12 protein-coding genes are annotated in these 13,421 nt (G+C 50.3%); 5 read left to right on the top strand and 7 right to left on the bottom strand.

Annotated elements, in window-relative coordinates:
- The first annotated feature begins 148 nt into the window (after positions 1 to 148).
- The 4 genes from pdxH to B0B12_RS04310 all read left to right on the top strand — a co-directional run bounded on the left by pdxH (position 149) and on the right by B0B12_RS04310 (position 4,301).
- A complete protein-coding gene (gene pdxH / locus B0B12_RS04325; RefSeq protein WP_076666238.1) occupies positions 149 to 799 on the top strand; it encodes a pyridoxamine 5'-phosphate oxidase in 651 nt (216 codons plus the stop codon).
- A gap of 179 nt (positions 800 to 978) precedes the next feature.
- Entirely contained in the window at positions 979 to 2,277 is a 1,299-nt protein-coding gene (locus B0B12_RS04320) for a DUF1015 domain-containing protein (RefSeq protein WP_076666237.1), read from the top strand.
- Positions 2,243 to 2,824 (top strand): Maf family nucleotide pyrophosphatase, encoded by a 582-nt coding sequence (locus B0B12_RS04315; RefSeq protein WP_076666236.1) that lies wholly within the window; start codon positions 2,243 to 2,245, stop codon positions 2,822 to 2,824. The genes B0B12_RS04320 and B0B12_RS04315 overlap by 35 nt, the downstream gene beginning before the upstream one ends.
- Positions 2,825 to 3,113: 289 nt before the next feature.
- A complete protein-coding gene (locus tag B0B12_RS04310; protein ID WP_076666235.1) occupies positions 3,114 to 4,301 on the top strand; it encodes a class I SAM-dependent rRNA methyltransferase in 1,188 nt (395 codons plus the stop codon).
- Positions 4,302 to 4,350: 49 nt separating this feature from the next.
- Here the strand turns inward: B0B12_RS04310 and B0B12_RS04305 are convergent, their stop codons facing one another.
- The 7 genes from B0B12_RS04305 to sdaAB form a co-directional block, all read right to left on the bottom strand.
- Positions 4,351 to 5,754, bottom strand: a complete 1,404-nt coding sequence (locus B0B12_RS04305; protein ID WP_076666234.1) for a methyltransferase RsmF C-terminal domain-like protein — start codon at positions 5,752 to 5,754, stop codon at positions 4,351 to 4,353.
- A gap of 44 nt (positions 5,755 to 5,798) precedes the next feature.
- Positions 5,799 to 6,209, bottom strand: coding sequence for a (deoxy)nucleoside triphosphate pyrophosphohydrolase (locus B0B12_RS04300; protein WP_083704076.1), 411 nt, complete (start codon positions 6,207 to 6,209; stop codon positions 5,799 to 5,801).
- 35 nt (positions 6,210 to 6,244) lie between these two features.
- The gene (locus B0B12_RS04295; protein WP_076666233.1) at positions 6,245 to 7,234 is read right to left on the bottom strand and encodes an acyltransferase family protein; all 990 of its coding nucleotides are present in this window, start codon (positions 7,232 to 7,234) and stop codon (positions 6,245 to 6,247) included.
- An 84-nt stretch (positions 7,235 to 7,318) separates the two neighbouring features.
- On the bottom strand, positions 7,319 to 8,308 hold the full coding sequence (locus tag B0B12_RS04290) for an NAD(P)H-dependent glycerol-3-phosphate dehydrogenase (protein ID WP_076666232.1): 990 nt from the start codon (positions 8,306 to 8,308) through the stop codon (positions 7,319 to 7,321).
- 9 nt (positions 8,309 to 8,317) lie between these two features.
- Positions 8,318 to 9,709, bottom strand: coding sequence for an efflux RND transporter periplasmic adaptor subunit (locus B0B12_RS04285; RefSeq protein WP_076666231.1), 1,392 nt, complete (start codon positions 9,707 to 9,709; stop codon positions 8,318 to 8,320).
- Positions 9,710 to 9,718: 9 nt separating this feature from the next.
- Positions 9,719 to 11,197 (bottom strand): TolC family protein, encoded by a 1,479-nt coding sequence (locus B0B12_RS04280; RefSeq protein WP_076666230.1) that lies wholly within the window; start codon positions 11,195 to 11,197, stop codon positions 9,719 to 9,721.
- A gap of 14 nt (positions 11,198 to 11,211) precedes the next feature.
- A complete protein-coding gene (gene sdaAB / locus B0B12_RS04275; RefSeq protein ID WP_076666229.1) occupies positions 11,212 to 11,889 on the bottom strand; it encodes an L-serine ammonia-lyase, iron-sulfur-dependent subunit beta in 678 nt (225 codons plus the stop codon).
- A gap of 346 nt (positions 11,890 to 12,235) precedes the next feature.
- Between sdaAB and B0B12_RS04270 the strand changes: the two genes are divergently transcribed.
- A complete protein-coding gene (locus B0B12_RS04270) occupies positions 12,236 to 13,204 on the top strand; it encodes a tryptophan 2,3-dioxygenase family protein (RefSeq protein ID WP_076666228.1) in 969 nt (322 codons plus the stop codon).
- Positions 13,205 to 13,421: the final 217 nt, after the last annotated feature.

Genomic DNA, 13,421 nt, shown 5'->3' with positions numbered 1-13,421 from the left:
AAAAACAGCTACAGGCAGTCTAACGCCTGTCAACACAGAGAAATAAGTCTTCTAATTTTATAAAATATTTTTAAATTATTGCAATATTAATTAAAATTTAACCTACAGCCGATTATTTTATAATTTTGGGCAAATCATTGCTTATGCCATGGCGCTACAACACGACATTGCCTCTATCCGGAAGAACTACTCCCGGCAGGCGCTTTCAGAAGAATCCGTTTCACAAGACCCCTTAGACCAGTTTAAGGTATGGCTGAACGAGGCCATCCTCTCGGAGGTGCTGGAACCGACGGCACTGGTATTGTCCACCGTGTCCGCTGACGGTCACCCTTCTGCAAGGGTTGTGCTTCTGAAAGAGGTTTCTTCTGATGGCTTCGTGTTCTTCACCAACTACGACAGCCGCAAAGGGCATCAATTGGCCGAACGACCACTGGGTGCCATGACCTTTTTCTGGGCAGAATTGGAGCGCCAGGTACGAGTTGAAGGAGCAATAGAGAAAGTGTCGGCGGAGGTGTCGGATGCCTACTTCCACAGCCGTCCGCGTGGCAGCCAGATTGGGGCATGGGCCTCGCCGCAAAGCCAGGAGATACAAAGCCGCCAGGAACTAGAACAGGCAGAGGCGAAGTACGAGCAGGATTTTGCCGCTTTGGATGTGGTGCCCCGTCCGCAACATTGGGGTGGCTATGTGCTGAAGCCGGAACGAATCGAGTTCTGGCAGGGTCGTCCCAACCGCCTGCACGACCGCATCGTGTTTGAAAGGGCAGATAGCCAATGGACCCGCAAACGACTGGCTCCCTGATCGGCTATACCTTGAGCGCTATACCTATACTTGCTTCGTTTATAGCTTTAAGTATGCTTATATCTATACCTGGTTCACCTAGCGCTTTAATCACGCCTATACCTGGAGGTGTTAAGACCTGGTGCATTACTCATTATTCATTAACCATTACTCATTACCTATACCTGTAAGCATTCCTGATGGCCGAAATATTACCGATTAAAGCCTGGCGTTACAAAGAAGAGCTTAGCCAGTCGATTGAAGAACTGACCTCTCCCCTTTTTGATGTGGTGTCGGCAAAGCAGCGGGAGGCGCTGTACCAGAACCCGATCAACAGCATCCACCTCTCCGTGCCACGCGGCGAAAAACCAGCTGACACGGCGGCAGATCTGTTGCAGGAATGGAAAGCGGCCGGCACGCTTGTACAGGATCCGCTTCCCGGTATTTATGTGTATTATCAATACTTCAGGCTGCCCGGTAGCGACCGCGAGTACTGCCGTAAAGGCTTCATCTGTCACATCAAAGCCTACGATTGGAATGAAGGTGTCCTGCTGCGACACGAAAACACGATTCCGAGCGCGGTGAACGATCGCATCGACTTGCTAGACAAAACGCTCCTGAACACCAGTGCCACCCACGGCCTCTACACCGATCCTGAGTTTGTGCTGGAGCGCTACATGGATGAGAGCATTCAGTCGCCTCTTTATGTGACCGAGGATTATCAGGGCGTACGTGACGTGCTTTCCGTGATCCACGACCACGATGTGATCAGGCACTTTCTAGAGGTACTCGAATCAAGACAGGTGCTGTTGGCGGACGGGCACCACCGCTACGAAGGTTCGCTGGAGTACCGCAAGAAGCGCATGGTCGCTAATCCAAACCACACCGGTGAGGAGGCTTACAACTACCACCTGATGTACTTGACCAACACCGAGGCCGACGACCTGCGCATTCTGCCAACGCACCGCGTGCTGGAGAAAATTGACCTGAGCGACGAGGAGTTTCTGGAGCGCTTGCGGGAATACTTTGTGGTGACGCCTAAGGAAGATGCCTACGAACTGAATGAGGTGATTGTGGGCAAGAATTGGGCTTTCGGGCTCTACCTGTCAGGCAACGCCTACAAGCTGCGCCTGAAGCCGGAAGCACATTCTTTAATCGACTGGGCAGTGCCACAGGAAGTGAAGGACCTCGACCTGACCGTGATGCACTATTTCATTTTTGAGAAGGTGTTAGGTATAGACCGCGAGGCACAGCGCGATTACCCCGGCCTTAGTTATGTACGCAACTTCACTGCCTGCGTCAGCCAGGTAGACTCTGGCAAAGCCCGTCTGGCACTGATCACAAACGATGTGTCGATGGAACAGGTGAAGAAGGTATGCCATAGCGGGGCCATCATGCCACAGAAATCTACTTTCTTTTATCCTAAAACAATCTGCGGATTCTTATTCAGTTCAATCAAAGAAAATGAATTTATCTCGTCCGATACTGCTTGCCTCTAACTCGCCGCGCCGCAAAGAGCTCTTGGCAGGCCTTGGCATCCAATTTGAGGTGCGGGTAAAAGAAGTGCACGAGGATTTTCCGGAGCACTTGCAGCGCGAAGAGGTAGCCGAGTTTCTGGCCTCACACAAAGCCGATGCCTATACCGCCGATCTGCAAAACGAGGTGCTGATCACAGCCGATACGATCGTCTGCCTGGGTGAGCGCATTCTCAACAAACCCGCCGATGCTGCGGAAGCCTTTGCCATGTTGCGCGCTTTGTCCGGTACCCATCACGAGGTGATTACCGGCGTTTGCATCCTGACCAGGGAGTCGAAGACCGTTTTCCACGATGTGACCAAGGTATACTTTAAGGAACTGACTGACGAAGAGATCCACTATTACATCGCTCACTACCAACCCTTCGACAAAGCAGGCGCCTATGGTATACAGGAGTGGATCGGTAAGATTGGGATCGAAAAGATCGAGGGTTCCTATTTTAATGTGGTCGGCCTGCCCGTACAGAAACTTTACACTCACCTCCGGGATCTTCAGGTGATTGGCCTTTAATTTACTGTAAAAAAGAACTGGATAATTTTAGCCAAAGGCTAACTGGATGATCATACAACTTTTAAACATCAACTGCTTACCGCAAGGTTTGCCAAGACCCTTTCTTTGAATAATTTCCTCCCGCGCGGCTAAATCGCACTACTTTGCTGTGTTGTAGGTATAGCCCCAGCTAATTTTCTTCACCGGGCACGGAACGATATTTTCCATTTACAGCTTTATCTTTTTCGTACCGCTTTTGCAGACTAATCTGAGCAAAATCGGCATTTTCAAAAATCAGCACATTCCATAAATGTCATTAACCAAACTATACCTGGCCAAAGGGAAAGAACACTCCCTGAAACGCTTTCACCCATGGGTTTTCTCTGGCGCTATTAAAAGAATTGAAGGATCGGAGCCTGAAGAAGGCGACACTGTGGAGGTTTACTCCAACCAGCGTGAGTTTCTGGGCATGGGCCATTGGGCACCGGGCTCTATTGCGGTGCGCGTGTTCTCTTTTGAGCAAGTGGAGCCGGACTATACTTTCTGGAAACGCAAGGTGCAGCAAGCCTACGACTACCGCAAGCGGTTGGGCCTGATCGATAATCCACATACTGACGTTTACCGCCTGGTGTACGCCGAGGGTGATGGCGTGCCCGGCCTGATTGTGGACATCTACAAAGACACAGCTGTGATCCAGACGCATTCTGTGGGCATGTATTCGGTTCGCGAGCACATTGCCAAAGCACTGCAGGAAATCTACGGTACAAAACTGAAAGCGGTGTACGACAAAAGCGCGGAGTCACTCCCGGCAAAGATGCCGGTACAGGCCCAGAATGGCTATCTCTTCGGCGAGTCGAGCGGTGGCGTGGTGGTGACCGAGAACGAGCACCAGTTTTTTGTGGACTGGGAAAGCGGCCAGAAGACGGGCTTCTTTATAGACCAGCGCGAAAACCGCGAATTGCTGGCCCGCTATGTGAAAGACAAATCGGTGCTGAACACGTTTTGCTATACCGGAGGTTTCTCGGTATACGCCCTCAACGCCGGAGCCAAAGAAGTACACTCAGTGGACGTGTCGAAAAAGGCGATCGAACTAACGATCAAAAACGGCGAACTGAGTCAGGCACCTGAGCGCCACGAAGCCTTTGCAATAGATACTTTTGATTTCCTGAAAGGCAAAGAAGACCGTTATGATGTGATCGTGCTAGACCCGCCTGCCTTCGCCAAAAGCCAGAAAGTGCGCCACAATGCCGTGATGGGCTACAAGCGCCTGAATGCCGAGGCCATGAAGCGCATCAAGCCAGGCGGCATACTCTTCACGTTCTCCTGCTCACAAGTGGTAGACAAGTACCTGTTCAACAACACGGTGATGGCAGCTGCCATTGAGGCCGGTCGCAACATCAAGATCATGCACCACCTCACTCAGCCTGCAGATCACCCCATTTCCATCTTCCACCCCGAAGGCGAGTACTTGAAAGGGCTGGTGTTGATGGTGGAATAGGTTTGCTAGTTAAAAGTTTAGAGTTATGAGTTAAGAAGGTATGTGATCGCTAATCGCTCTTAACGCATAACTCTAAACTTTCAGCTAATTTATCTGGCAATTCCATTCGGATCCGCCATTCTTTCGGATAATAATTATTTAGTCGATTGCCGACTTGTTTGGCCCAGCCGAGGGACTGGTTTTCGAACTGAAGTAGGATCCAGTCGTTGCTGTTGCCGCTGATGCCGATGTCTTCTTTGCGGAGGTAGCGCAACGCCGATTCTAGGTCAAGATCTTCGGTGCGGAAAGCTTCTTGGTTGAGGTACTGCGAGAGCGCCAGTGCTTGCAGTGGTTTCAGTTTTTTGCCATTCACTTCGGCTATCTCAGTGCCAGCGTAGATCACGTGCATGTTCTGGTAGAGTTCATCCACTTCCTCGAACAGATTCTCAGGTATAGCCGAAATCACCTCCCCATACTGCACCCAGGCAAAACGCTCCGGCTCCAACAACCAGTCGTTTACCAGAGCCTTTTCCTTCTTACCGGCGTGCGTCAGCTTATATTTTTTCTTTTTAGAGGATCGCTGCGGTGCTTCATACTCCCCCGCCTTTCGGATAACGGATAAAAAGAAACCCTCCCCCCGTACCTGATGCGGATAGAAACGATAGCCAGACACCCCATCGAGAGAAGTAGCCTCTACTCCCCAGGCCGGATCCAGTTTAAGGGAGAGCGGCTGAGCGTTTTCCTGTTGGGCCAGCCAGGCAATGTTCTGTTCATTTTCAGCCAAATTCCAGGTACAGGTACTATAGATAAGTAGTCCGCCTGGTCGCAGGGCATTCCACACGTCCATTAAGATACGCTGCTGGCGTTGGGCGCAGAGGTTCACATTTTCGTCTGACCATTCGTTCATGGCCTGTGGGTCTTTGCGGAACATACCTTCACCGCTGCAGGGTGCGTCTACCACCATCACATCAAAAAACTCGGGTAGCCGGTTAAAATCACGCGGGTCGTTGTTGGTCACTACTACATTGCCGCTCCCCCACTTGGTCCCGTTCTCAGCCAGAATGCCGGCGCGGCTACGGATCACTTCGTTGGCAACTAACAGGCTGTCGGGTGAGATCAGGCTGGCAATGTGGGTGGACTTGCCGCCGGGCGCGCCGCAAAGGTCGAGTATCCGGAGGGATTGGCTGAGGTCGAGGTGTTGACGCAGGGCCTGCTCTAAAAACATGGAACTGGCCTCTTGCACGTAGTAAGCCCCTGCGTGAAGACGTGGATCGAGCGTAAATTGCGGACGCTCCGGCAGGTAATAGCCGGTTTCAGTCCAGGGCACGCGCGGCAGGTTTGGTTGGCCTGGCAGCTTGCTTTTGTTCAGGCGTATGCTAATTGGCGCAGGTTTTTGCAGTGCTTGCTCGAAACGGATGTAGTCCGCACCCAGCTGCCCCCTCATGCGCTGGACAAATGATTGTGGTAATTCCATACCCAAAGGTACGGCAATTTGACCTTTTCGGGAAAAGGTTGGCTTTACTTGTTACCTAAAAATTGCTCAGCGGCCATTGCCAAATATTCCTGTACGATCGGAATGTCGGCTTGGCACCAGTTATAACTAGTCATGTCATGCGGCTGAACCCAATGGTAAGACCGGTGTTCTGCCAACCTGATGGCGCCGCTGTTATATTGGCACAAATAAGGTATCAGCTCGATGGTTTTGTCACCGTATGTTTGGAGAACGGGTGTCAGGCGCTGCAGCGGGGTGATGCTAAGGTTCAGTTCTTCCTGTATTTCCCGCACCAGGCAGGCTTCTTCTGTTTCTCCCTCTTCTATTTTCCCGCCCGGAAATTCCCACAGCATAGCTTGCGGCATGGTTTCGCTGCGCTGGGTGATGAGCACACGACCGTACTGTTCAATAAGGGCACAAGTTACTTTAGTAATCATACCTTAAGTTACTCAAATAGAACGAAGTTATACTTTTATCTCGATATTTTTTTGCTTAAAAACGATTCGACCCAGTAGAAGATCATACCTGTTACCAGACACACCGTTAAATTAAGGGCAATATTAGAGTCATCTACCACCAGGCCAAAGTAAAGCACCTGCACCAGGAATATATGGTAAGACGCCTTCCCAACCGTGGCCATACCTTTGAGAACCGGAACATTTGATTGCTGCGGGAAAGCCAGTATACCCCAATAGCAGAGCAAAGTGGCAAAAGGGAACGTGAGGAACAGTTGCGCTTGCCACTCCGGCCGGATGTAAGGCAGCCTGACTTGCTGGTAAATATGGAAGTACAGGTATACGCCACTGGCAAGACCGGCGAGCAGCAAGAGCCAGCCATACCTGCTGTTTGATGCTGTGATCAAGCGGGAAAGCCACAGGCCCAAGGCAATGGCTGAAAAGTAACGGAACAAGGCGGCATCGTAGAGATAACGGTCCTGATTGAAATAGCTGATCTGGAACGCTAGCGCCTGAAAGGCGATTTCGAGGAGTACCAGCACCAGCGTAGTAAGTATTGGCCAGCGATGGAAGGTATAACCAATCAGCGGAAGCGCGAGCAGGGACTGAAGTAAAAGTGTGATAAAGTAATTTCCCTTGCCTGAAACAGGCAGCACCCCGATCAGGTTTTTCCAATCTAAGGTATAGACCTCCCTTCCGTATACCTGTTCCCAAACAAAACCCAGTACCAGAGCGATGGCATAGATTAGAAGGAGCGGGAAAATAATGCGCAGCGCCTTCTTCTGGAAGTAGTGTCGGGTATAGAGCTGCTTGAAGTGCAGGGTTTTGCTGCCGTAGGACATGCCTAGGTTCAGGCCCATCAGCACCATAAAAACCGGAACAGCCTGCCAGATGTGGTAAATCGCGTAACTATCCACCAACTGCCCACGCGAAAGCGAGTGCAGTAGTAGCACGGCCACAATAGCCAGTCCCTTTAATATATCAATTTGCTGGAAGTGCTGTTTCATGTGTCAGGCCCAGCCGTTGGGTCAGGGCTTTAAACGCGAAAGGCACACCACCGGGTATGCCTTTCGCGTCTTTGGTCGCTTAGCCTACGTAAGCTTTTCCTTCAATATTTCGAATTCCACTGCCGGTGCGATGCGCTCGTACAGGATCAGATATACCGCCTTTGTGATTGGCATGTTCACCTTCAGCTTTTTGTTGAGCTCGTAAATGCTTTGCACGGCGTAGTATCCTTCCGCCACCATGTTCATCTCGATCTGGGCCGATTTCACGGTATAGCCATGGCCGATCATGTTACCGAATGTACGGTTGCGGCTGAACTGCGAGTAAGCTGTCACCAGCAAGTCACCGAGGTAGGCCGACCCGCTCAGGTCGCGGTGGATCGGCATAACGGCATGCAGAAAGCGCTCGATCTCCTGCATGGCGTTCGATACCAGAACTGCCTGGAAGTTGTCGCCGTAGTTCAGGCCTCGGGCTATACCGCAGGCCAACGCAATGATGTTCTTGATCACAGCGCAGTATTCAACCCCGTCCAGGTCCTCAAGCGGATTGGCTTTGACGTAGCGGTTGCGAAGCAGTTCGCAGAAGCGTTCTGCCGTAGGCAAATCGTAGGAGCCAATGGTCAGGTACGACTGTTTTTCCATGGCTACTTCCTCAGCATGGCAAGGGCCGGCAACCACCAGTTGGTGACTGTTCGGGACACCGTACTGCTGACCCAGGTAATCCGTGATCAGGATGTTCTGCTTCGGGATCATGCCCTTGATGGCAGAAATCAGCACTTTGTCCTTCAGGGCGTTCTGTTCCAGTCCGCTCAGAGCCGATTGGATAAAAGCAGCCGGGACTGCCAATATCACCCAGTCCGCCACGGCTACGACATTGCGCAGGTCCGTTGAGGGCTTTACGTAGTTCAGGTCATAGGTCACGCCACTCAGGTAGCGCGGATTGTGGCGGTAATTGATCAGGTGCTGCACGTCGTTTTCGTTGCGCATCCACCAGTGTACCTGTGATTTGTTCTCTGAGAGTATCTTCACCAGAGCCGAAGCCCAGCTTCCCCCTCCTATTACAGCAATTTTTTCCAAATCGGATGTTTATTTTTCTTCACCATTCGCATCAGCCAAAGCTGATTTGTTCAGTGATTTCTCGTCCTTCACAGCCACTTTGGCACCGTCCTTCAGCGTTTTCGATACAGCTCTGAACGGACCGGAAACTACCTTCTGGCCTTCCTCCAGACCGCTCAGGATCTCGATGTTGTCGAAGTCGCTGATGCCTGTTTTTACCTTCACCGATTTAACGGTATTGTTAGCATCGTGTACGAACACTACTTCTTCTACCGGACCTGCAGGGGCTACAGGAGCTTCCTCCGCGTTCTTATCAGCTTCTTTCTCCTCAGCATTTTCGCCCGTTGCCTTGGCTGGCTTGTTCGAACGAGTCGTCACTGCCGACAAAGGTACAGATAAAACATTGTTTTTGCGCTCTGTGATGATATCTACCGAGGCGGTCATACCCGGGCGGAAAGGACGTGCATTCTTATCGGCCAGGTGGCTGTAGGAGTCGTTGAGCAAACGGATGCGCACCTCAAACTCGGTTACAGCCTCCAAAGAAGCAGCGTCTTTTGCCGTATTGGCGATAGACGTCACGATGCCTTTGAACTTCTCGTCGCGGCTGGTATAGGAGTCCACTTCTACAATTACCGAGTCACCCATACCTACCCGGATGATGTCGTTCTCGTTCACGTTCACGCGCACCTCCATGTTGTTGAGGTTGGCAATGCGCATAATTTCGGTACCAGCCATTTGCGATGTACCTACCACACGCTCGCCACGCTCTACATTAAGTTTTGACACGGTGCCACTTACAGGTGCATAGATAGTGGTTTTGTTCAGGTTCTCGCGGGCGTCATTCAGAGAGGCCTGCGCATTCTGAATGCCGAACTCAGCTGCACGCACGCTTTGCGCCAAAGACTCAATCTCCTGCTTACCGGCTTCGTACTGCGCTTTGATCTGCTGAAACTCAGCCTCAGAGATTACCTTCTGATCGAAAAGGCTCTTGTTACGCTTAAAGTTCTGCTCTACCTGCGCAAAATTAGCACGCGATTGTGCCAAACGCGCCTTCGACTGTGACAGGTTGGCACGGGCCTGGTTTACACCAGCCGTCTGCATGTCTACCAATGACTTGTAGTTATCAGGGCGAATGCGCACCAACAACTGTCCTTTTACAACAGAGTCGCCTTCCTGCACGGTCAGCTCGATGATCTCACCAGACACGTCCGGGCTGATCTTTACTTCTGTCTCAGGCTGTACCTTTCCAGAGGCACTTACCTTTTCAACGATCTCGGTACGTTTGACTTCTGACAATACAACTTCTGTTCCTTCTTCTTTACCGATCCAGCCAGCCTTTTTAGCTCCCAGCGCCAGTATCAGAATCAGAACCAGTCCGCCTATCAGGGTGTAGATAAGCTTATTCGATTTTTTTGCAGCCATAATTTTATGTTAGAAAGAAAGGTCTTTGCCCTGGTAGAAGTCCAGAACTTTTAGTTTAAAGGTATAGTCGTATTTTGCCTGTATCAAACTAGACTGGGCAGAGCGGTAAGTGTTCGCTACCACATTGAAATCTACGGTGTTGATCACACCACCCTGAAGTCTTAGTTCAGCATTGCGGAAGTTCTTTTCAGAGGCGTTCACCTGCTGGCGGGCCGACGCATAACGTCGCTGCGCGGCAACAGCATCTACATAAGCCTGCTCGATGGTCTGGCGCAGGTTGTTTTTAGCAATGTCGGCATTCAGCTGCGCATTTTGCTGTTGCAGCTTCGCGCGCTGCACGTTGGTGCGTACCTGGAAACCGTTCAAGATAGGCACTTGGAGCGACAAGCCTACCTGTGTGTTCAGGTTGTCGTCCCACTGACGGAACATGCCGTAATATTCGTCAATGCGCCGTGTCTCCACATTGTCAAACCAAAGGGTTTGAGTTGCGGGGCCATCTTTGCTGCTGTATACAACTTGTGGAAATCGACCCACGACCACCTGTTCCACATCGATAAGTCTTCGGCTAGTGCTAGCATAACGGCTACCTGCACCAGCGAACAGGCTCAGGCGGGGATAATAAGCTCCCTTGGCAACACTCAAACCTGTTTCAGCACTTCGCAGTCGTAAATCCGCAGCCTTTATCGCTGGCAATGTTTGCAAAGCCACGTCGTATACCTGACTTCCGTCCACAATCACCGGATTTTCTTCGGGATCTGGTATATTAGGTATCTCCACCTGAAACTCCTCAGTTGTCGGGATGTTTAGCAACTGCATCAGGGTCAACCTGGATATATCGCGCTGGTTCTGCGCTGTGATATAGTTTAGGTCATCTGTCGCGAGCTGCGACTCCAGATCCAATACCGCGTTTTCAGCTACGCTGCCTGCCTTGAAAAGCGCCTGAGTACGTCTCAATTGCTCATTGGTCAGGTTGCGCTGCGATTCTGAAACAGCCATTTGCTCGTTGGCAAACAGGATGTTCAGATAAGCCGTTACGATCTGGATGGTGACATCATTTTGTGCAGAGAGAAATTCCTGCTCGCTTGCCTCCAGGCTCAATTCGTTTTGCTTGATCTGGTTAACCTGTTGAAAACCTGCAAACAAAGGCAACGACGCATTGATCGAAACATTGGAAGTCCGTGCGTTTTGTGTTTGCAGGTTAAAGCTTACCGGGTCCTGGAACGAACCTGTGTTAAAGCTGTAATTGCCGTTGGCATTGATGCTCGGTAGTCTGGCCGCCTTCGACTGATTAAGGTCAGCTCTGGTTAAATCGCGGTTCAGGCTGCTTTGGCGCACGTTCAGGTTGTTCGCTTTAGCATACTCAACGGCTTCCTGCAACGACCAGATGCCATCGCCGCCAGCACCCTGTTGCTGCGCCATCGCGGAGCCAAAACCGCCCACAGTGAGGCCAAGAGCCAGTAAAAGCACTTTGTTTGACATTTTTTTCATAGTGTATCTTCTTCTTAAAGATCGATGTTTGGAATGTAAATCACGTGCTTCACCCAGCTCAACTGCTTCAGGTACTCCAACGTGATGGGCTTGATGCCGGAATCCATCTCAATGAACTGGCGGGCCATTTCGTTTTTGCCCTTGCGGGACACGTTCATGGTGGCAATGTTGCAGTCATCGTGCGCGATGACGGTGGCGATAAAAGCGATACTGCCCTTCACGTCGTCTGCGTCAATGATGAGGGTGTGCAGGTTGGCAGAAAAGCTGGCCGTAAAACCGTCTACCTCCACAATATTAATCACTCCGCCTCCGCGGCTCTGTCCGATCACCTCTACCTGGCGGTCACCTGCCTTCAGGTTTAGCTTGATCGTGTTGGGGTGCATAGTAGAAGCGTTTCCAACCGAGCGGAAGGTATACTTCAGGCCTCGCTCTTTGGCATGATCGAAAGCCTCTTTGATGCGTTTGTCATCTGTTTTGAAGTCCAGTAGACCCGCTATGATGGCACGATCGGAGCCATGGCCCTCGTAAGTTTGTGCAAAGGAATTATAAAAGGTGATGATGGCTTCTTCGGGAGCAGCCCCTAACACGCGGATGGCAGCGCGCGCAATGCGCACAACGCCAGCGGTATGCGAGCTGGAAGGACCGATCATGATAGGGCCGATCATATCAAAAACACTGCTTTTTTCTGCCATGGAGCTGGAGCGGGTAAATATCGTAAAACCCAAATTTAACAAATTAGGCTAATGATAACATTTTTTCACTGTTATATTCTTTGGATTTCTACCAACAGTCGAATTTACTCTATCAATATAGTCAATAGAACCATTAACCACCAGCCACATCAGCTTGAATTTGACGCTGCCCGTACACAGGATGTGCTTTTTGTATAAAAGGTTGCCTGCAAGATTTGGATTTATTTCAACTCCAGCGTGTTTTAAAGATAGCGTGCGATAAATATGAGCATGCAGCCGAATTCTGTGCGATTGTTTTACTTTATTTGTGGAAGAATGGCGATTCACCAACCCCCATCTGCATACCATGGAGCAACAACCTTTTAAGCCGGAAGTGCTGGAGCAGCTCAGAAGACTGGAAGCTAAGTACGTGCCGCTCGGCCAGGACCTGGCTGCCTATCTGGAAGGACTTTACTATACGGATTACCTCAACTACTGGGATTACATCCACCTCGATACCCTGTTGAGTCTGCAGAATCCACGCACTTCTATTCCTGATGAAAAGATCTTCATTATGTATCACCAGATCACGGAGCTCTATTTCAAGCTGTGTCTGGAAGAGTACAGGCAAATTGGTGAAGACAAGCAGCTTACAGGTGATGTACTCTTGAAACGCTTGAAGCGAATCAACCGCTATTTCGAAAACCTGATCGACTCCTTTGATGTGATGGTAGACGGCATGGATCCGAAGCAGTTCCTGCAGTTCCGGATGGCGCTCATGCCGGCCAGTGGTTTCCAGTCGGTGCAGTACCGCATGATCGAGATCGCCTCTACGGAATTGCGCAACCTGACTGATAAAGAGAAACGCAAGGCGCTAGGGTTGCAGAGCACACACGAAGAACTGATGGGCTGCATCTACTGGAAGGAAGGCGCTACCGAAGTTTCGTCTGGCGCTAAAACACTTACATTGATCCGATTTGAGGAAAAGTACACTGTTCAGTTGATACAGTTTGCAAAGCAGTACGAGCATATGAACGTTTGGTCCGCCTACAAGCGTTTGTCTGAGGAGGAACAGCAAAATCCCCGGTTGATCCGTCAATTGCGTGAACTGGACAGCAACGTGAACGTGAACTGGCCACTGATGCACTATAAATCGGCCGTGCGCTATTTACAGCGCGATCCGGAAGTGATCGCTGCTACTGGTGGCACCAACTGGCAAAAATACCTGCCTCCTAAATTCCAGAAGCGCATCTTCTACCCAGAACTTTGGAACGAAGAAGAACTGAACAACTGGGGTAAAGGCTGGGTTGAGAAAGTGCTGAACGGAGAGATTTAGAAGTTAGTGATTGAGTGAGTTAGTGAACGAGTGATTTTAAGAGTGGTTATACCTTGCATGCTTTGATGGATGATTATCTCTTTCTTAGAGCTTTTCGCAAACGTTGAGTGTCAATAATTATCAAGATATAAATGAATCACTCACTCAACCACTTAATCAAATAAAACAATAAATCACTCATTCACTAACACACTCAATCACTCAATAAAAACTTTAA

Source organism: Pontibacter indicus, assembly GCF_900156345.1.
Lineage (GTDB): Bacteria > Bacteroidota > Bacteroidia > Cytophagales > Hymenobacteraceae > Pontibacter > Pontibacter indicus.
The sequence above is the reverse complement of the archived record's forward strand: the minus strand, read 5'-3'. Positions and strand labels throughout refer to the sequence as shown.

Coding starts and splice junctions, on each gene's coding strand:
- pdxH (WP_076666238.1), top strand. CDS start 149: ATGGCGCTACAACACGACATTGCCTCTATCCGGAAGAACTACTCCCGG.
- B0B12_RS04295 (WP_076666233.1), bottom strand. CDS start 7,234: ATGAAACAGCACTTCCAGCAAATTGATATATTAAAGGGACTGGCTATT.
- B0B12_RS04270 (WP_076666228.1), top strand. CDS start 12,236: ATGGAGCAACAACCTTTTAAGCCGGAAGTGCTGGAGCAGCTCAGAAGA.
- B0B12_RS04320 (WP_076666237.1), top strand. CDS start 979: ATGGCCGAAATATTACCGATTAAAGCCTGGCGTTACAAAGAAGAGCTT.
- B0B12_RS04315 (WP_076666236.1), top strand. CDS start 2,243: ATGAATTTATCTCGTCCGATACTGCTTGCCTCTAACTCGCCGCGCCGC.
- B0B12_RS04300 (WP_083704076.1), bottom strand. CDS start 6,209: ATGATTACTAAAGTAACTTGTGCCCTTATTGAACAGTACGGTCGTGTG.
- B0B12_RS04280 (WP_076666230.1), bottom strand. CDS start 11,197: ATGAAAAAAATGTCAAACAAAGTGCTTTTACTGGCTCTTGGCCTCACT.
- B0B12_RS04310 (WP_076666235.1), top strand. CDS start 3,114: ATGTCATTAACCAAACTATACCTGGCCAAAGGGAAAGAACACTCCCTG.
- B0B12_RS04285 (WP_076666231.1), bottom strand. CDS start 9,709: ATGGCTGCAAAAAAATCGAATAAGCTTATCTACACCCTGATAGGCGGA.
- sdaAB (WP_076666229.1), bottom strand. CDS start 11,889: ATGGCAGAAAAAAGCAGTGTTTTTGATATGATCGGCCCTATCATGATC.
- B0B12_RS04305 (WP_076666234.1), bottom strand. CDS start 5,754: ATGGAATTACCACAATCATTTGTCCAGCGCATGAGGGGGCAGCTGGGT.